Below are 18,934 nucleotides of genomic sequence, written 5' to 3'. Positions count from 1 at the left end.
GCAACACCTCATTGGGATGTGAGCAAAGGCGGGCGGCGCAGCAAACCGTGCACCGGACCGAACACCACGGACAGCAGATACAAACCGCCAGCCACCAGCACGATCGCCGGACCACTGGGCAGCGAGCAGTAGAACGACAGCAACAAACCGAGCCACACCGAGAGGCAGCCGAGCAGGGCGGCGATGCCCATCAACACGGGCAAGCGACGGCTCCAGAATCGTGATGCGGCGGCGGGTAACATCATCAGGCCGACGACCATCAATGCGCCGATGGCTTGGAAACCGATCACCAGGTTCAGTACCACCAGGGTCAGAAACACACCGTGGGCGAGTGGACCGAGTCGGCTGACGGTTTGCAAAAAGAGTGGGTCGAGGGTGTCCAGTAATAGCGGCTTGTAGATGAGTGCCATGGCGATCAAGCTGAATCCAGAGACCCACAACATGCCGGTCAACGTGGGGCCGTCGACCGCCAGCGCCGAGCCAAAGAGCAGGTGCAGCAGGTCCAGACGTTTGCCCGCGATGCCGAGGATCAGCACGCCGCCGGCGAGGGAAATCGGGTAGATAGCGGCGAGGCTCGCGTCTTCTCTCAGACCTGTGCGGCGGGTGATCCACGCGGCGAGCCCGGCCATGCTCAGGCCTGCGCCGAGGCCGCCGATGGTCAACGCCGGGAGACTCAGTCCGGCGAACCAGAAGCCAAGCGCAGCGCCGGGCAGGATGCCGTGAGCGACCGCATCGCCGATAAGGCTCATGCGCCGCAGGATCAGAAACACCCCGAGCGGTGCCGTGCTGCATGCCAACACCAATCCACCGAGCAGTGCCCGGCGCATGAAGACGAACTCGTGGAAGGGTTGCCAAAGTTGAGCGGCCGCTAGCATCAGGCCACCTGCGTTTTGGGTTGTTGGCGGATCAGGTCGGTGCTTGGGCCGAGGACGCAGCCGCTACTTTTGATCAGCAGCGTTTGAGGAATGTGTTGGCGAACAGCGGCCAGGTCATGACACACGACCACAAGGGTTCGGCCTTCGGCGTGCCAGGCGTGGATGTGTTTATACAGCAGTGACTGACCGAGTTCATCGAGGGCGGCGTGGGGTTCGTCGAGTAGCAGCAAAGGTGCTTCTGTGAGGCTTAAACGAGCGAGCAGGGCGCGCTGCAATTCGCCGCCGGAGAGGGCCATCAATGGGCGCTGCTCCAGACCGGTCAGGCACCATTTTTCCAGCACGGCTTCGAGGCGTTGGCTTCGGACTTCGGGTGATTGTTTGCTGCCCCAGAAACCGGCGGCCACCAGCTCTTGCAGACTGATCGGGAATTGCCGGTCGAGGTGTTGTTGCTGGGGGAGGAATGAGACTGAGCCTTTGCGTGGAACATCAAGGATCACTTTGCCGGTCAGTGGTTTTTGCAGGCCGGCGAGGACTTTCAACAGACTACTTTTGCCCGAGCCATTGGCACCGATTACGGCGGTCAGACTGCCTTTGGGCAATTCGAAATCCAGCGCCGGCGTGAGCGCTTGTCCGGGCGCTCCCCAGCACAAAGCCTCGCAGCGAATCATGCGGCCTCCCAGTTCCATCGACTTTCGGCGACGGCGTCGTGGGCGTGAAGGCTTTCTGCGTGGACGACTTTCAGGTGGAATGCGTTGATGCCGGGAGAGCGTTTCAAAGCCATATTCAAGCGTCGAACGGCGTCTTCGCAGAACATCAGGTTTTGCCCATTGACGAGGGCGAAGGCTTGTTCGTCGGCGCGCTTTACGGCGGTTTGCACGGCCGTGCCGAGAGCGGCTTCGGCATCGTTGATCAGCGCAATCAGTGGCAGGTCATCCAGATAGTCGTCGAGACGAAGCTTTAACTGCGCGTTGCTGCGCTGGCTATGAGGCGTCGCAACGATGCCTTTTGCGGAGCCGAGCCAAGCCAAAACTTCGGCGTGTTGCAGTGACTTGTTGGCGAAGTCATCGACGAATTGTTGCTGTATCAGTTGCCGGGATAACGCAGCTGAGCAGGGGCAAGTTGAGGAATAAGGGATGTCGATTTTTAGTTCCACGTGGAACATTGCGTTTTTCAAACGCGCTTCGATGCTAACCGGATAGGTTTTCCAACCGGCCAATGGATTGATGAGGGCCGGCCGTTTGAGCAGTAAATCCGAGTGGATTTTCAGGTAAGCGCTGTTGGACAGACCTTCATGCGTATCGAGAAATCGCTGCAATACACGCCGCAATAAGGTTGACGTCAGGTTTTCCTGCTCGAGCATTTCCAGCGCCAGATACAACCGCGACATATGAATCCCCCGTGCGTCTCCGTCGTCGAGGCTTACGCCCGCATCGGCCTTCGCGCTCAATCGCGGGCCATCGAAGATAATTGGAAGAGCAATGCCGCACATGCCCACCCATTCAAGTGGCAGGGTTTGGCGTGAGGCCTGCGCGGCGATATCCGGCAGAGTCAGCGCATTCATGAGCAGGTCCATCGTGGAAGTCGGATTCACATGTTATGTTATTACATTAGAATCGACTACGCTTTTTTTGAGCCCGACATTGCGACCGGGCATCCCTGTGAGGAATTCCTGATGCCCCATCGTCTCCCTGTGACCGTCCTGTCGGGCTTTCTCGGCGCCGGCAAAAGCACGCTGCTCAATTACATACTGCGTAACCGCGAAAACTTGCGAGTCGCGGTGATCGTCAACGACATGAGCGAGATCAACATCGATGGCAGCGAAGTTCAGCGTGACGTCACCCTGAACCGCGCTGAAGAAAAACTCGTGGAAATGAGCAACGGCTGCATCTGCTGCACCTTGCGCGAAGACCTGCTTGAAGAAGTCAGCAAGCTCGCCAGGGACGGCCGCTTCGATTACTTGCTGATCGAATCCACCGGCATCTCCGAGCCGCTGCCCGTGGCGGAAACCTTCACTTTCCGCGACGAAGAAGGGCAAAGCCTGGCCGACATCGCACGGCTCGACACCATGGTCACTGTGGTCGACGGCTTGAATTTCCTGCTCGACTATCAGGCCGCCGAAAGCCTCGCTTCTCGGGGCGAAACCCTCGGCGAGGAGGACGAACGCTCCATCACTGACTTGTTGATCGAGCAGATTGAATTCGCCGACGTGATCCTGATCAGCAAGATCGACTTGATCAGCCGCCGCGAGCGTCAGGAGCTGATCGCGATCCTTGAACGATTGAACTCGCAAGCCGACATCATCCCGATGGTCATGGGTGAAATCCCATTAGCGAAAGTTCTCAACACCGGTCGTTTTGATTTCGAAAAAGCTGCGCAGGCACCAGGTTGGTTGCAAGAGCTGCGCGGCGAGCACGTGCCGGAAACCGAGGAGTACGGCATCGCCTCCATGGTTTATCGAGCACGCAGACCCTTCCACCCGCAACGCTTTTTCAGCTTCATCGACCGGCCATGGGTGAACGGAAAACTGCTGCGCTCCAAAGGTTTTTTCTGGCTGGCGAGCAAGCCCATGGACGCGGGCAGTTGGTCCCAGGCGGGCGGTTTGATGCGCCATGGTTTTGCCGGACGCTGGTGGCGTTTCGTGCCGAAAACCCAATGGCCGCAAGACGAAGAAAGCACCTGCGCGATCATGGAAAACTGGAACGCCACCACCGGTGATTGCCGCCAGGAACTGGTGTTCATCGGCCAGAACATCGACTTCACCCAACTCACCGCAGAGCTGGACGATTGCCTGCTGACCGATGATGAAATGGCGTCAGGCGTCGAGGGCTGGCGGCTGCTGCCGGACCCGTTCGGCCCCTGGCATGAAGAGGAAGCTGCGTGATCCTGACCCTCGATTGGCTGAGTTAGCGGATCAAGGCTTGAGCCAGTTGCCCTGGCTCTGGCCTTCGCAAAACGGCTTCAGGTACGCAGCGTCGGTGGCCACGCCGTAATAGTGAATATCCTGCCGGTAAGGCATATTGGCGACTTGAGCATTGCTGCATACGCCGAAGGCGCCGCCGGGGCATTGGTCGACGTATTGCACCTCGACTTTCTGCCCAGGCAGGTTCGGCAGACAGAAGCCATCGGCGAAGAGCTTTTCCGGGATGTTTCGGTTCTGCTGACAGACTTTCACGTCCAGTCGCTCAGCCGTGGTATGTACCACGCAAGCCTGGGCCAGCGCTTCGCCGGAAACCAGCGCCAAGAGCAACGTCCAGCCAATCAACCGCATCCTTTACCTCCTCAGAAAACACTGACCATGTTGCAGAACATTCCTACTCACGTCATTGCCGGCCCATTGGGCGCAGGCAAGACCAGTTTGATCAAGCACCTGCTGGCGCAGCGACCGGCGAACGAGCGCTGGGCGGTGCTGATTAACGAGTTCGGCCAGATCGGCATCGATGCTGCGTTGCTGACCCGGGACGCCGATGGTATCGCACTGGGTGAAGTGGCCGGGGGCTGTTTGTGTTGCGTCAACGGTGCGCCGTTTCAGATCGGCCTCGGGCGTTTGCTGCGCAAGGCACGGCCGGATCGGTTGTTTATCGAACCGTCCGGGCTCGGGCATCCGGCGCAGTTGCTGAAACAGTTGAGTGAGGCGCCGTGGGTCGGCGTGCTGGCGGTGCAGCCCTGCGTGCTGGTGCTGGATGCCGAGGCGCTCGCCGCTGGCAAACCGCTGCCGGTGACGCAGCAGGAGGCGTTGGGCAGCGCCGGGTTGCTGCTGTTGAACAAGTCGGAAAATCTCGACGAAGGTGATCGTCAGCGAATCGTTGTGCAGTTGCCGGCGCGGCGTTTGTACTGGACGCAGCAGGCGGTTCTCCCGTTAAGCGAGTTACCAGGCCTTGAGACACAGGCTATGGCGGGTGTGGATAACTTCATCGCCCCCAAAGGATTGGCGCAGATGCCTGCTGTCTGGACTGATCCCGCTTTGCCGATTTGCCTGAGCCAGGAACAGGACGGCGGCTGGAGCATCGGCTGGCGCTGGCATCCGAGCCAGACGTTCGATTCAGCGCGCGTTGGCCGGTGGCTCGAAAGCCTTGGCTGGCGGCGGGCGAAGCTGGTTATCCACAGCGTCGAGGGTTGGGTTTCGGCGAATGCGCTGGATAACTCGGCACTGGCGTGGCAGCTCAGCGAGTGGCGCCGGGATTCGCGGATTGAGCTGATTTTCAGTGAGCCGCAGGATATTGAGTTGCTGCAAAGAGGTTTGGCCGACTGTCGGTCGAATTGAAGATCAAAAGATCGCAGCCTTCGGCAGCTCCTACAGGATTTCGCATTCCCATGTAGGAGCTGCCGAAGGCTGCGATCTTTTGATTTATGGACGCCACTTGGTGTGTTCTTGGCGCCACTGACTAAGCTCAATCACTTCAGCGCGCGGCTTCACCTCGTCCACCGGAGGCGTGTCGTCGTAGGGCATCGGGTAGGGGGCCAGTTCGATTTGCGCGCTGTGGGCGCCGAACTGGGTGATGGTGCCGTTATGGCGGGTTTCACCGGTGACCGTGAATTCGAAGTTATACACACGGGCCAGACGTCGCCGACCATTGGCATCCTTGATGCATGCAATTTTTCTCAGCGCCACGTTGCCATCCAGCAACTCGATCCCGAGCTTGCTGCAATGCTGCTTGACCCGTTCCAGCGCGCGCTCGCGCAAGCCATGGTTGTGCCACAGCCACGCGCCAGCGGTGGCGAGCAGCATCAGCACGAAGATATTTCCGAGGGTCAGCATCAGCAGGGTGCTCCAACAAGATAGTGCCAGCTTAACTGTGTCGCCGGTCTGTCGTACAGGCTGCGTTTAGTCGCATACTGCGCGGCTCGAATTTCAATCGTTTTACGGAACTTACCGCATGAAACGTACGCCCCATCTGCTCGCCATTCAGTCCCACGTGGTGTTCGGCCACGCTGGCAACAGCGCCGCGGTTTTCCCGATGCAGCGGGTCGGGGTGAATGTCTGGCCGCTCAACACCGTGCAGTTCTCCAACCACACTCAATACGGGCAGTGGGCGGGCGAGGTGCTGTCGCCACACCAGATTCCCGAATTGGTCGAAGGCATTGCAGCGATTGGCGAGTTGGGCAATTGCGATGCCGTATTGTCCGGCTATCTCGGCAGTGCAGCCCAGGGCCGGGCCATCCTGACGGGTGTGGCGCGGATCAAGTCGATGAATCCCAAGGCGCTGTATCTGTGCGACCCGGTAATGGGCCATCCGGAGAAGGGCTGCAGCGTGCCCGCAGAAGTCAGCGATTTCCTGCTGGAAGAAGCGGCTGCCGTGGCGGATTTCATGTGCCCGAACCAACTGGAGCTGGACAGCTTCTCGGGGCGCAAGCCGCAGTCGCTGTTCGATTGCCTGGCCATGGCGCGAGCATTGCTGGCGCGCGGCCCGCAGGCGGTGCTGGTCAAGCATCTGGCCTATCCCGGCAAACCGGAGGATGTGTTTGAGATGTTGCTGGTGACGAGCGAAGGCAGCTGGCACCTGCGACGGCCAATGCTGGCGTTTCCGCGTCAGCCAGTGGGTGTTGGCGACCTGACATCCGGGCTGTTTCTGGCTCGCATCCTGTTGGGCGATAGCCTGGTGGCGGCGTTCGAGTTCGCGGCGTCGGCAGTGCATGAGGTGCTGCTTGAGACCCAGGCGTGCGCGAGCTATGAACTGGAGTTGGTGCGGGCGCAGGACCGGATTGCGCATCCGCGGGTGCGGTTTGAGGCGACTGCGATTAGCCTCTGATATCGAGTTGACCCCATTCGCGAGCAAGCCCGCTCCCACATTGGATCTCCTGTGAACACAAAGTTTGTGTACGACGAAGATCTAGTGTGGGAGCGGGCTTGCTCGCGAAGGCTATCTAAAGAACGCCATTAAACTGCCTGATCAACTCAAGCGTCGCCCTTGATCTCCTGATAACGCTTTTCCAGTTCCTGACGAATCTGGCGACGCTGCTGGGCCTGCATGAAGCGGCGTTTGTCCTCACTGTTCTGCGGTTGAAACGGCGGGACAGCAGCCGGTTTGCGATCGTCGTCCACCGCCACCATGGTGAAGAAGCAGCTGTTGGTGTGGCGCACTGAGCGTTCGCGGATGTTTTCGGTCACCACCTTGATGCCCACCTCCATGGAGGTGTTGCCGGTGTAATTGACCGAGGCCAGAAAGGTCACCAGTTCGCCGACATGAATCGGCTCACGAAAAATCACCTGATCCACCGACAGGGTCACCACGTAGCGGCCGGCATAACGGCTGGCGCAGGCGTAGGCCACTTCGTCGAGGTACTTGAGCAAGGTGCCACCGTGGACATTGCCAGAGAAGTTGGCCATGTCGGGGGTCATCAATACCGTCATCGACAGCTGGGCGTTTCCGGGTTCCATAGCGTTCTCACGGTCCAAGGCAGGTTTCGGAGGAGTGTGCACCTCTGCGGGTGTTTGATCGGTTTTTTCAAACCACAGTTATCGGGACGCCGGGCGGGTGATCGCCGTCACGCCGTATCGATCTGTTTCCATATATTGCACTGCCTTTCTGCCGGAAGTCGCGGTGTTACCCTTCAAAAGCCCTCCCCAAGGGCAATTCCTACGCGGAAAGCGGATTTTTACTCTGCTCGATCAGACCTTTCCCGCGTCTGGCGATTGAGCAACGTCAGCCAAGGAGCCCCACACCATGCATGCCATCAGTTTTATTCAGGACCTGGCAGTGATCATGTTGGTCGCGGGCGTGGTGACCGTGCTGTTTCATCGCTTCAAACAACCGGTGGTCCTCGGCTACATCGTCGCCGGCTTCATTATCGGCCCGCACACACCGCCGTTCAGCTTGATTCACGACGAAGAAACCATCAAGACCCTCGCCGAGCTCGGGGTGATTTTCCTGATGTTCTGCCTGGGCCTGGAATTCAGCCTGCGCAAGTTGTTCAAGGTCGGCGCCACGGCGTTTATCGCGGCGTTCCTGGAAATCGTGCTGATGATCTGGATCGGCTACGAAATCGGTCGCTGGTTCGACTGGAACACCATGGACTCGCTGTTCCTCGGCGCGATCCTGGCGATCTCCTCGACCACCATCATCGTCAAGGCACTCAATGACCTGAAGATGAAGAACGAGCGCTTTGCGCAACTGATCTTCGGTGTGCTGATTGTCGAGGACATTCTCGGCATCGGCATCATTGCCTTGCTGTCGAGCATCGCCGTCAGCGGCACGGTCAGTTCCGGCGAAGTGCTCTCCACGGTCGGCAAGCTGTCGCTGTTCATGATTGTCGCGCTGGTGATCGGGATCCTGCTGGTGCCGCGACTGCTGGCCTATGTGGCCAAATTCGAAAGTAACGAGATGCTGTTGATCACCGTGCTGGGCCTGTGTTTCGGCTTCTGTCTGCTGGTGGTCAAGCTCGAATACAGCATGGTACTTGGCGCGTTCCTGATTGGCGCGATCATGGCTGAATCCCGGCAGTTGCTGAAGATCGAGCGCTTGATCGAGCCGGTTCGTGATCTGTTCAGTGCGATCTTCTTTGTCGCCATCGGGCTAATGCTCGACCCGATGATTTTGCTGCAATACGCGTGGCCGATTGCGGTGATCACTGTGGCCGTGGTGCTTGGCAAGATGTTGTCCTGCGGTCTCGGCGCCTTCATCGCCGGCAATGACGGACGCACCTCACTGCGCGTGGGGATGGGGCTTTCGCAGATTGGCGAATTTTCTTTCATCATCGCGGCATTGGGCATGACCCTGCAGGTCACCAGCAACTTCCTCTATCCGGTCGCCGTGGCGGTATCGGTGATCACCACGCTGCTGACGCCGTATCTGATCCGCGCCGCTGACCCGCTGTCGATCAAGCTGGCTGACGTGATGCCGCAACGCCTGGGCCGCGTGCTGGGCATGTACGGCGAATGGCTGCGCAGCATCCAGCCCCAGGGCGAAGGCGCGCTGCTGGCGTCGATGATTCGGCGGATTCTGTTACAGGTGGGGGTCAATCTGGCGCTGGTGATTGCGATCTTCTTTTCGGGTGCTTACTTCGCCGAGCGAATGTCCGCTTACCTGCAAGACTGGATCAGCGACCCGAGCTGGCAGAAAGCGTTGATCTGGGGTGGGGCGTTGCTGTTGTCGCTGCCATTTCTGATCGCGGCGTATCGCAAGCTCAAGGCGCTGTCGATGCTGTTGGCGGAGATGGGTGTGAAACCGGAGATGGCCGGCCGCCACACGCAGCGAGTGCGTCGGGTGATCGCAGAAGTGATCCCGATCTTATCGCTGCTGGTGATCTTCCTGCTGTTGGCAGCCTTGTCGGCCAGTATTCTGCCGACCAACAAGTTGCTGGTGTTGATTACCGTGGTCGCGGCTGCTGTGGCGGCGCTGCTCTGGCGCTGGTTCATCCGCGTGCACACGCGGATGCAGGTGGCCTTGTTGGAAACCCTGGACAATCACAAGGAATCGTCCGGGCATTGACCACGCGGCGCGTCAGACGGCTCAGCTTTCCAGCCAGACGTCCCGCGCCCAGTGCCACACCGATTCCCAGGTTTCTTCGGCAATCAGTTCTTCTTCGGCCTGCCACAGCACCACGGTGCCATCTTCTTCGACCAGGTAGTAGTCGTCACCGTCCTGGCAGATCGGAATCATGCTGCGATCGACACCGGCATCCCAGGCGTTGGCGGCAACGTCCGGCAGGTAGGTGTGTGATTGCGGGTCGGTGACGGTCACCGGCTCCAGGCTGCCGTATACCACGTCGCTCACGGTCAGCAAAAACTCTCTGAAGACGAAGGGAATGTCGATGAACAGTTGTTCTTCGATTTCCACGATCTGGTCTTCGTCGGGAAGCTCCAAGGGGACCGGTACCGGTTCGTTGGCTTCACGCAGTTGTTCGATGATTTCTTCCACGTCCGGGATCCTCTTGCTTGTATGGCGCGGTTTAGTTGGGGCGGTTTATACAGTAGCTCGCTATAGATGCAACCGCGAAATAGAAAAACCCCGGCCGAGGCCGGGGTTTTGTTGCGACACATTTAACGCGGGTCGGTTCAGCCGTTCTGGCGGATACCGGCAACCAGCCAAGGCTGGTTTTCGCCCTGTGCACGTTCCATGTTCCAGCTTTCGCTGAACACTTCGCCCTGGTCGAAACGCGAAGTTTTCGACACGCCACTGAAGGTCAGGGTGGCGATGGTCTTCTCGGCACGATCATCGACACCGTCCAGTTGAACATTGAGGTTATCAATGTAGGTGGACTGGAAACCTTCACCCAGATCGGCACGTTCGCGCTTGAGGAACTCGAGCAGTTGCGGGGTCACGAACTCGGAGATCTTGTCCATTTCGTTGGCGTCCCAGTGTTGCTGCAGGGACTGGAAGTGGTTGCGGGCTGCTTCAATGAAGTTCTTTTCATTGAACCAGGCTGGCGCATTGATTACCGGACGAGCGGCAACCGGTGCGGCCGAGCCGCCGAAGATCGAACCCATGGCTGCAGGCTTCTGCTCGAACACTTCACGCTGCATCGGCGCGCCGGCTGGAGCCAGGTGCTCCTGTTGCTTGCGACGACGAGCGGCGATGAAACGGAAGACCAGGAAGGCGATGACCGCCATGATCAGGATGTCGAAGATCTGCATGCCCTCGAAGCCGCCGCCCATGAACATGGAGGCCAGCAGGCCACCGGCAGCGATGCCGGCCAGTGGGCCGAGCCAGCGCGAAGCACCGCCGGCCTTGGCGGCAGCGCCGGCGGCACCGGCCGCGCCCGCAGTGGCAGCAGCGCCACCTGCAGCAGAAGAAGGAGCCATTTGGCTGGTCTGGTGAGTCGGCGCAGCGCCGGAGCTCTTGCCGCCACCAAAGCGCTTGGCGTTGGCGTCGAGGCTCATCGTCAGGCCGATGCACAACGCCATGGCGATGCTAAGAAAACGTTTCATAAAGGGAATTCCCATTTGTGGAAGGCACGCGCGCCATGTTGCACAGCTGAAGTGTTACTGGCTAGCGGCAGAGTGTTTCGGGCTTTTGCCTGACAGGTTTCGTTCAGCTTCAATCAAGGCAATAAGGCCTGTTAACTTTGGTCTGTAGGATTTGTTAATTAGTTCTGTAGGAATGGGACCCTGTGGGAGCGGGCTTGCTCGCGAAAGCGGTGTGTCAGTCGAGACTTATGTCTGCTGAAACACCGCTTTCGCGAGCAAGCCCGCTCCCACATTAGTCCTCGGCTGGCTTCAGATCGCTTCCAGCTTGGCGTAACCGAGCATCAGCCACTTGCTGCCTTCGCTGAAGTTGACCTGCACCCGCGCCTGAGCTCCGGCGCCTTCGAAGTTCAGGATCACGCCATCGCCGAATACCGAGTGCCGAACGGCCTGGCCGAGACTGAACCCGGTGTCAGGTATCTCGCTGCCACCAAACAGACTGCTGGAGCTCTGCTGCTGACCGCCACCGAACGGACGGCTGACACTGTTGGACAGTCGCACTTCCTGAATCAGACCTTTCGGTACTTCACGTACGAAACGCGACACCTTGTTGTAGGTCTCGCTGCCATACAGGCGTCGGGTTTCCGCGTAGGTCATCACCAGGTTCTGCATGGCCCGGGTGATGCCGACATAAGCCAGACGCCGCTCTTCCTCAAGACGGCCGGGTTCTTCCAGGCTCATTTTGTGCGGGAACAGGCCTTCTTCCATGCCCACCAGGAACACGTACGGGAACTCCAGGCCTTTGGCGCTGTGCAAGGTCATCAACTGAATGCTGTCTTCGTGCTCGTCGGCCTGGGTATCCCCGGCCTCCAGCGATGCGTGACCGAGGAACGCCGCCAGTGGCGTCAGGTCTTCGTCCTCTTCAGCATTTTCGAAGTTGCGCGCGGCGCTGACCAGTTCCTCAAGGTTTTCTACCCGGGCCTGGCCTTTCTCGCCTTTTTCCGCTTCGTGGTAGGCGATCAGCCCGGACTGCTCGATGACGGTCTGGGTCATCAAGTGCAGTGGCATTTCCATGCACTTGGCGGCGAGGTTCTCGATCAGCTCGATAAACGCGCCAAGCGCGCCGGCGGCACGGCCGGTCAGCCCTTTATTCGCGACCAGCAGGCGCATCGCTTCCCACATCGACACATCGCTGTGGCGCGCATGGTCGCGAATCGCTTCAACGGTTTTCTCGCCGATGCCACGGGCCGGAACGTTGATCACCCGCTCCAGCGCTGCATCGTTGCCACGACCTTCCAGCAAGCGCAGGTAGGCCATGGCGTTCTTGATTTCAGCCCGCTCGAAGAAGCGCTGGCCGCCATAGATGCGATAAGGAATGCGCTCGCGCAGCAAGGCTTCTTCCAAAACGCGCGATTGGGCGTTCGAACGGTACAAAATCGCGATATCGCTGCGAGCCAGGCCGGTTTTCAGCGCGCTTTCAATGGTTTCCACCACATAGCGTGCTTCGTCGTGTTCGTTGAACGCGGCGTATAGATTGATCGCTTCGCCTTCGCCACCATCGGTCCACAGCTCTTTGCCCATGCGCCCGGTGTTGTTGGCGATCAGGGCGTTGGCAGCCTTGAGGATCCCGGCAGTGGAGCGGTAGTTCTGCTCCAGACGAATGGTCTCGGCATCCGGGAAATCGTCGGAATACTGATAGATGTTCTCGATTTTCGCGCCGCGCCAGCCATAGATCGACTGATCGTCGTCGCCGACCACCATCAGGCTGTCGCCGCCCTTGGCCAGTAGGCGCAACCAGGCGTACTGCACGGCGTTGGTGTCCTGGAACTCGTCCACCAGAATGTGCCGGAAGCGCTTCTGATAATGCGCCAGCAGGCCAGGGTGATCGCGCCACAGATCGAGGGCACGCAGCAGCAGTTCGGAAAAGTCGATGACGCCGGCGCGCAGGCACGCGGCCTCATAGGCTTCATAAATGCCGCGCATGGTTGCCAGGAACAGATCGCCGCTGGCTTGGATATGTTGCGGGCGCAGACCTTCGTCTTTCTGCCCGTTGATGAACCACTGAGCCTGACGGGCCGGCCAGCGTTGCTCGTCCAGGCCCAGTTCGCGGATTACCCGCTTGACCAGTCGTTGCTGGTCGTCGCTGTCGAGAATCTGGAAAGTCTGGCTCAGGCCGGCTTCCTGCCAGTGCGCCCGCAGCAAGCGGTGCGCCAGGCCGTGGAAGGTGCCGACCCACATGCCGGCCGGGTTGATACCCATCAGTTGCTCGATGCGATGACGCATCTCGGCTGCGGCCTTGTTGGTGAAGGTCACCGATAGGATTGAGTGGGGCGAGGCGTTCTCGACCTGGATCAACCAGGCGATACGGTGCACCAGCACTCGGGTTTTACCGGAACCAGCACCGGCCAGGACCAACTGACGACCCACGGAGGCAGCTACGGCCTGGCGTTGGGCATCGTTGAGGGAGTTCAGCAGAAGGGAGAGATCATCGCGCATCGGGGCATTCTAGGGGGCCGCGTCACACCGGGCAAACCCCGCTTTGCTTTAGCCGATGAAAGATACGCGCAGGACGACCGGTCGGTCACTGGCTGCGAGCGGTGGCGGGGCTCGCTTCCTGGGTTTTCGGGGGGCAAAGGGCCTCCGGGCTTTTGTCAAATTTATGATCTGGAGCAGTGTGGTAAGCGCATTGGCTTGTGTATGCTCCATGCACGTTTCGGGCTCATGCTCATCATTATAAGAACAAGAAACATTGCCTATGACCCTCAGCTCCGACCTGTCGGGCCCCACTGTGGAGCCCCGGGTTATCCGCAAACAATACGCCATGGAAATGGCGGTCGAACGCACGCGCCTGCTTTACCAGGGCTCGCTCCTGCCTACGCTGTTCATGCTAATCAATGGCCTGGTGTGCGCGGGCTTGCTCTGGAGTCCGCAGCGCTACTTTCTGGTCAGCGTCTGGCTGGTGTGGTTGCTGTCGCTGGTAGCGTTGCGGGTGATTCAGGTCGCTGCGTTCGATTCAGCGATTCCTAATCGCCAGGCCCATCCGGTCTGGCGTCGAATGTTTCTGCTCGGTTCGGCCATGACCGGCCTGACCCTGGCCGGTGCCGGCATTGCCCTGGTGCCCGCCGACAATTTCATCCAGCAAGCCTGGGTGTTCGGCCTGATCGGTGCGGCAGCCCTCTCGGCCAGCGTGGCCTACGCGGTCAGTCTTCCGGCCTTTCTATCCTTTACCTTGCCGTGTCTGTTGCCGGCCATCGCCTATTTATTCTGGGGCGGTGACGAGCAGGAGCAGGGCTGGGGCTGGTTCGGGCTGATCTTGCTGGGGGCGTTGAGCGTGGTCGCCTGGCAGGTCAATCGGCTGATTGATCGCGGGTTGCTGCGACGCTTTCAGAATGAGGCGCTGATTGAACACTTGCAGCAGGCCCAAAGTCGTAGCGACCAGCTGAACCACGAATTGGCCAAGGAAATCGACCAGCGCCGCCGTGCCGAAGACGAGTTGCGCGAAATTCAGATCGGACTCGAAAGCCGCGTCGCCCAGCGTAGCCTGGAACTGGACGCTGCCAACCAGGCCTTGAGCAAAAGTGAGGCGAGACTGGCGCTGGCGTTGAAAGCCAGTGAGCTGGGATTGTGGGACTGGAACCTGCAAACCGACGAAGTCCATCACACCCATATTCAGGAGTTGTTCGGCCTGGAGCCGGAATTCGTGACGGCCATGCTGCGTCACCTCAAGCCACGCCTGCATCCCGAGGACTTGCCTTCGCTGAGGCGCGCGCTGGTCGAGCATTTGAAGGGGCGCACCGAGGACTATCAGATTGAGTACCGCGTGCGCCATGGCGATGGTCATTGGGTCTGGATCGAAGACCGCGGTCGAGCGGTTGAGCGCAGCGAAATCGGCCGGGTGATTCGCATGGTCGGCACCCGCCGCGACATCAGTGCCAGCAAGAGCCTGGAAGCGCAGCAGCAACTGGCGGCGACGGTGTTCGAGGCGGCCAGCGAAGGCATCATGATTTTCGATCCGAATTACGCACTCATCGCGGTAAATCAGGCGTTCAGCCGCTTAACGGGCTATGACATCGACGACATGCTCGGGCGCAACGTCGTGGAGTTACCGTGCAGTCGCGACGCCCGTCGGCACTACGGGGCGATCCATCAGGCGCTGGAACAACACGGCAGTTGGCAGGGCGAACTGGTGGAAACCCGCAAGAACGGCGAGCTGTATCCGCAATGGCTGCAACTGAATGCCGTGCGCGATACCCGGGGGAATGTGAGTCATATTGTTGGTTTCTTCGCCGATCTCTCGGCGCGGCGCGAATCCGAAGAGCGCATGCGTTACCTGACGCACTACGATGAGCTGACGGGGCTGGCCAATCGCTCGCTATTCCGCGAGCGGTTACGTGAGGCTCATCAGCGCGTGCGCAAGGGCGGGCGCAGTCTGGCGTTGTTGCACATCAACCTGGACCGTTTCAAGTTGCTCAACGACAGCCTTGGCCATGAAATTGCCGACCAGCTGTTGCAGAAGATGGCCCGGCGGCTGGTCAATGCGCTGCCGGAGGCGGACACCATTGCGCGATTGTCCGGCGATGAGTTCGCGGTGCTGTTCGACGCTTACGGCAGTCTTTCAAGTCTGGCGCGAGTGGCGACGCGACTTTCGACCAAATTGCGTGTGCCAGTGACCGTCGAGGGGCATGAGCTGGTGGTCAGCGCGTCCATGGGCATCAGCATGTTGCCGGACAACGCGCGGGAAATTTCTGCGCTGGTGAGTCAGTCGAACATGGCCATGCAACATGCCAAACACCTGGGCGGCAACAATTTCCAGTTCTACACCGAGAGCCTGCAAGCCAGCACGCTTGAGCGCCTGCAGCTGGAGAACCAACTGCGTAAAGCCATCGAAGAGAAGCAGTTGAAGGTGTTTTACCAGCCGAAACTCTGCCTCGCCACTGGCCGGTTGAATGCCGCCGAGGCCTTGGTGCGCTGGGATCACCCGACCATGGGCAGCGTGCCGCCGGGAAACTTTATCGGCCTGGCCGAAGAAACCGGGCTGATCGGCCCGATTGGCGAGTTCGTCTTGCGTCAGGCGTGCTGGCAGGCCTGCGAATGGCAGCGTCAGGGGCTGGAACCAATTCGGGTCTCGGTCAATTTGTCGGTGCATCAATTACGGCAGGGCAAACTGGTCAGCCTGGTGCGTCAGGTGCTGGAAGAAACCGGTCTGGCGCCGCACTACCTCGAGCTGGAGCTTACGGAGAGCCAGTTGCTGGACAGCGTCGAACACATCATCGCCACGTTCCAGCAGTTGCGTGATCTTGGGGTGAAACTGGCCATCGACGATTTTGGCACCGGGTATTCGTCCCTGAGCTACCTCAAGCGGATCCCGGTGGATTACGTGAAGATCGATCAGGCGTTTATCCGCGGTCTGGGGGAGGGTAGCGTGGATGCGGCGATTACCCGGGCGATCATCGCCATGGCTCACGGTTTATCGTTGAAGGTGGTAGCTGAAGGCGTGGAGCAGCTGGAGCAGCTTGAGTTTTTGAAGGTTGAACGCTGCGATGAGGTGCAAGGCTACCTCATCAGTCGGCCGGTCGAGGCGCAGGCACTGGCGGTTCTGCTACAAGCGCAAGGCATCGACTGATAGTTCATCGCAAAATCGCACTTTCCGTTGCGCTGAGACGGGAAGGTGGGTGGTTGCTAGCCTTAAGGGTGTGCTTCAGTTGCGCTGAAACTCTGACAATGAGTGCTACATTGAGCGCGCACGCCTGAAAACGAGGGATTCGGTTACGCATTGAGCAGGCAAAAAGCCGATTCATGTAGTATAACTACAAGCTTGCTACATCCCCGGCACCTGCCAATAACAAAGAGTCCAGCCCCTTGAATCTGCTGCAACACATCGCCCAGTCACGCCACCTGTTACGCAAGTCGGAGCTCAAGGTCGCCGACCACGTGCTGCTTGATCCAGCGGCGGTGATGCACAGTTCCATGGCCGACCTGGCCCACAGCGTGGGCATCAGCGAGCCGACCATCGTGCGGTTCTGCCGCGCCATCGGTTGCTCCGGGTTTCAGGATTTGAAACTGAAGCTGGCGCAGAGCCTCGCGGCCGGTGCGAGTTTCGGTCAGTTTGCGATCCATGAAGACGATTCGGTCGCCGACTACAGCCTGAAGATCTTCGATACCACCCTGCATACCCTGATGGAGGTTCGCGAGAAGCTCGATCCGGTGGAGTTGCAGCGCGCGGTGTCGCTCATGTCCCAGGCCCAGCGTGTCGAGTTCTACGGTTTCGGTGCCTCGGGTGCAGTGGCGGCGGATGCCCAGCACAAGTTCTTCCGTTTGCTGCTGACGGCAGCGGCGTATTCCGACCCGCACATGCAGGCGATGTCGGCGGTAACGTTGAAGCCGACCGACGTGGCGATCTGCATTTCCCAGTCCGGGCGTTCCAAGGACCTGTTGATTACTGCGAATCTGGTGCGCGAAAGCGGCGCCTCGCTGATTACCTTGTGCCCGAGCCAGACGCCGTTGGCCGAGCTGTCGACCGTCAACCTGGCGATCGACGTGCACGAAGACACCGAAATCTATACGCCGCTGACCTCGCGCATCGCCCATTTGGTGGTGATCGACGTGTTGGCGATGGGCGTGGCCATGGCGCGCGGGCCGAGCCTGGTTAACCACCTCAAGAGCGTCAAACGCAGCCTTCGCAGTTTGCGGCTGTCGCCCAAGTCGGTGAAAGCGCTGGACGATTGATTTTGATCTGACATCGCCGGAAGGTCGTTCCGCCCTTCATTCGCGAGCAAGCCCGCTCCCACAGGTGAACCCGATCAAATGTGGGAGCGGGCTTGCTCGCGAAGGCGCCCTCGAAAGCGCCCCATCTACTCGGCAATATTCACATCGTTGTAACCCACCCGCCGCCAAACCGTCATCCCTCGCGCCCATCCTGTAACTCCCGTAATCGCCTTGGGAGACTCGAAATGGCCCAGCCCTACGAAGAACGCAACAGCGCCGTCAGAACCCGTCGTCAGCAAGAAGACCAGCGCCGCATGGAATTTCGTCGCGCCATCGAAGACCGCTGCGAGCGCCGCCAGTTGCTGGCCGAGATCGGCGATTTTCCTGATCTGGAACTCAACTACTGGCAGGCAACGCCCGCAACTTCCCGTCGAAACGCTCAACCAGGGCGCTGATCTGCACTCGTTCGCTGCGGATAAACGCAAGGAATGCGTGGGCCACCGGCGACAGCCGTTTGGCCTTGGCCTGCACCAGGCACCAGCTGCGAAGCAGCGGCAACTCTTCGACCGGTAATTCGATCAAGCCGCCGGTCGCCAACTCCAGGTTCAGGGCGTGGCGCGTCAACAGCGCAACGCCCAGACCCGCCAGCACACATTCTCGTTGAGCTTCGGCCGATGAGACCTCCTGGGTCTGGTTGAAGTGCACGCGTTTCTCCTTGAAATACTCTTCGCACGCCAATCGCGTTCCGGAGCCGGGCTCGCGCAGTAGCAGGGTGTAAGGCTCAAGGTCCTGCAGGCGCAAAGGCCCCATGTGGCACAGCGGATGATCCGGTGGCGCCACGGCCACGATCGGGTTGTTGAGGAACGGCAGAAACTCCAGCCCCATGTCCTGCGGCACCATGGACATGATCACCAGGTCATCGCGGTTGTCGGAGAGGCGCCGAATCACCTGCCCACGGTTAACCACGGTTAGCTGCAGGTTCACTTCCGGGTGCTGACGCTTGAATGCGGCAAACAGGTGCGGCACGAAATACTTGGCGCTGGATTCCACCGCCAGTTTCAGCTGTCCCTGCAACGAGCCCTGCATGTCCGAGAGCTGCATGTCGAGGTTTTCCAGGCGGCCGAAAATGTCCCGACTGGCACGCTGAAGGGCTTCGGCGGCTTCCGTCATGTAGAGTTTTTTGCCCACGTAATCAAACAGCGGCTGACCAATCAGCTCCTCAATTTGACGAATCTGCAGGCTCACGGCAGGTTGTGTGAGCGACATTTCCTCCGCTGCGCGGCTGTAGGATCGCAAATCACAGACTTCATTGAAGATCTGCAATTGACGCAATGTCATACGCATCAATGACTTACGCATTATCTAGACGCTCTCGCAGCAGGCTGATAGGTCAACTATAAGTCTTTCCTTATGCCTGACCCAATAATTAATCATTTTTGTTAATCCCTTGCGAGGGCTAGTGTGGGCGTGCGACTAAATCGAAACATTTGGTCACGAGTCGACCTGGTCTAGC

17 protein-coding genes are annotated in these 18,934 nt (G+C 59.5%); 7 read left to right on the top strand and 10 right to left on the bottom strand.

Features of this window, described 5'->3' with window-relative positions:
- Positions 1–8: 8 nt before the first annotated feature.
- The 3 genes from ACA073_RS26245 to folE2 are packed head-to-tail and all read right to left on the bottom strand — an operon-like array spanning position 9 to position 2,436.
- Positions 9–875 (bottom strand): metal ABC transporter permease, encoded by an 867-nt coding sequence (locus tag ACA073_RS26245; RefSeq protein WP_497400612.1) that lies wholly within the window; start codon positions 873–875, stop codon positions 9–11.
- The gene (locus tag ACA073_RS26240; RefSeq protein WP_497400610.1) at positions 875–1,543 is read right to left on the bottom strand and encodes a metal ABC transporter ATP-binding protein; all 669 of its coding nucleotides are present in this window, start codon (positions 1,541–1,543) and stop codon (positions 875–877) included. The genes ACA073_RS26245 and ACA073_RS26240 overlap by 1 nt, the downstream gene beginning before the upstream one ends.
- Positions 1,540–2,436, bottom strand: a complete 897-nt coding sequence (gene folE2, locus ACA073_RS26235) for a GTP cyclohydrolase FolE2 (RefSeq protein ID WP_497400608.1) — start codon at positions 2,434–2,436, stop codon at positions 1,540–1,542. The genes ACA073_RS26240 and folE2 overlap by 4 nt, the downstream gene beginning before the upstream one ends.
- A 111-nt stretch (positions 2,437–2,547) precedes the next feature.
- Here folE2 and zigA point away from each other — a divergent pair, with 111 nt between their 5' ends.
- On the top strand, positions 2,548–3,756 hold the full coding sequence (zigA, locus tag ACA073_RS26230) for a zinc metallochaperone GTPase ZigA (RefSeq protein ID WP_497400606.1): 1,209 nt from the start codon (positions 2,548–2,550) through the stop codon (positions 3,754–3,756).
- 30 nt (positions 3,757–3,786) lie between these two features.
- On the opposite strand, the gene ACA073_RS26225 is transcribed toward zigA, so the two are convergent.
- Positions 3,787–4,143 (bottom strand): NADH:ubiquinone oxidoreductase, encoded by a 357-nt coding sequence (locus tag ACA073_RS26225; RefSeq protein ID WP_497400604.1) that lies wholly within the window; start codon positions 4,141–4,143, stop codon positions 3,787–3,789.
- A 27-nt stretch (positions 4,144–4,170) separates the two neighbouring features.
- Between ACA073_RS26225 and ACA073_RS26220 the strand changes: the two genes are divergently transcribed.
- Positions 4,171–5,136 carry a CobW family GTP-binding protein gene (locus tag ACA073_RS26220; RefSeq protein ID WP_497400602.1) on the top strand — a complete coding sequence of 322 codons (966 nt, stop codon included), beginning with the start codon at positions 4,171–4,173 and terminating at the stop codon, positions 5,134–5,136.
- Between the two features lie 84 nt (positions 5,137–5,220).
- Here the strand turns inward: ACA073_RS26220 and ACA073_RS26215 are convergent, their stop codons facing one another.
- Positions 5,221–5,631: a DUF3301 domain-containing protein gene (locus ACA073_RS26215; protein WP_497400600.1), complete on the bottom strand. Its 411-nt coding sequence runs from the start codon at positions 5,629–5,631 to the stop codon at positions 5,221–5,223.
- A 118-nt stretch (positions 5,632–5,749) separates the two neighbouring features.
- Here ACA073_RS26215 and pdxY point away from each other — a divergent pair, with 118 nt between their 5' ends.
- Positions 5,750–6,622: a pyridoxal kinase PdxY gene (gene pdxY / locus ACA073_RS26210; RefSeq protein ID WP_497400598.1), complete on the top strand. Its 873-nt coding sequence runs from the start codon at positions 5,750–5,752 to the stop codon at positions 6,620–6,622.
- A gap of 146 nt (positions 6,623–6,768) precedes the next feature.
- Here the strand turns inward: pdxY and ACA073_RS26205 are convergent, their stop codons facing one another.
- Positions 6,769–7,251, bottom strand: coding sequence for an acyl-CoA thioesterase (locus ACA073_RS26205; RefSeq protein ID WP_497400596.1), 483 nt, complete (start codon positions 7,249–7,251; stop codon positions 6,769–6,771).
- Positions 7,252–7,537: 286 nt separating this feature from the next.
- Here ACA073_RS26205 and ACA073_RS26200 point away from each other — a divergent pair, with 286 nt between their 5' ends.
- The gene (locus tag ACA073_RS26200; protein WP_497400594.1) at positions 7,538–9,301 is read left to right on the top strand and encodes a cation:proton antiporter; all 1,764 of its coding nucleotides are present in this window, start codon (positions 7,538–7,540) and stop codon (positions 9,299–9,301) included.
- A gap of 21 nt (positions 9,302–9,322) precedes the next feature.
- Here ACA073_RS26200 and ACA073_RS26195 read toward each other — a convergent pair whose 3' ends face one another.
- From ACA073_RS26195 to uvrD, 3 genes are all read right to left on the bottom strand, one after another.
- On the bottom strand, positions 9,323–9,730 hold the full coding sequence (locus ACA073_RS26195) for an SMI1/KNR4 family protein (protein WP_007943369.1): 408 nt from the start codon (positions 9,728–9,730) through the stop codon (positions 9,323–9,325).
- Between the two features lie 137 nt (positions 9,731–9,867).
- Positions 9,868–10,740, bottom strand: coding sequence for a Tim44 domain-containing protein (locus tag ACA073_RS26190; protein ID WP_497400592.1), 873 nt, complete (start codon positions 10,738–10,740; stop codon positions 9,868–9,870).
- Between the two features lie 288 nt (positions 10,741–11,028).
- Positions 11,029–13,212 carry a DNA helicase II gene (uvrD, locus tag ACA073_RS26185; protein ID WP_497400590.1) on the bottom strand — a complete coding sequence of 728 codons (2,184 nt, stop codon included), beginning with the start codon at positions 13,210–13,212 and terminating at the stop codon, positions 11,029–11,031.
- Between the two features lie 259 nt (positions 13,213–13,471).
- Here uvrD and ACA073_RS26180 point away from each other — a divergent pair, with 259 nt between their 5' ends.
- The 3 genes from ACA073_RS26180 to ACA073_RS26170 all read left to right on the top strand — a co-directional run bounded on the left by ACA073_RS26180 (position 13,472) and on the right by ACA073_RS26170 (position 17,876).
- Positions 13,472–16,339: an EAL domain-containing protein gene (locus tag ACA073_RS26180; RefSeq protein WP_497400588.1), complete on the top strand. Its 2,868-nt coding sequence runs from the start codon at positions 13,472–13,474 to the stop codon at positions 16,337–16,339.
- Between the two features lie 236 nt (positions 16,340–16,575).
- Entirely contained in the window at positions 16,576–17,442 is an 867-nt protein-coding gene (hexR, locus tag ACA073_RS26175) for a transcriptional regulator HexR (protein WP_008027445.1), read from the top strand.
- A 224-nt stretch (positions 17,443–17,666) separates the two neighbouring features.
- On the top strand, positions 17,667–17,876 hold the full coding sequence (locus ACA073_RS26170; protein ID WP_497400586.1) for a PA3496 family putative envelope integrity protein: 210 nt from the start codon (positions 17,667–17,669) through the stop codon (positions 17,874–17,876).
- Here the strand turns inward: ACA073_RS26170 and ACA073_RS26165 are convergent.
- Positions 17,818–18,780, bottom strand: a complete 963-nt coding sequence (locus ACA073_RS26165) for a LysR family transcriptional regulator (RefSeq protein ID WP_497400584.1) — start codon at positions 18,778–18,780, stop codon at positions 17,818–17,820. The genes ACA073_RS26170 and ACA073_RS26165 overlap by 59 nt on opposite strands.
- Positions 18,781–18,934 lie beyond the last annotated feature (154 nt).

The organism is Pseudomonas sp. LBUM1670, assembly GCF_059695695.1.
Note: the sequence above shows the minus strand (reverse complement) of the source record. Positions and strands in the feature narration are given on the sequence as shown.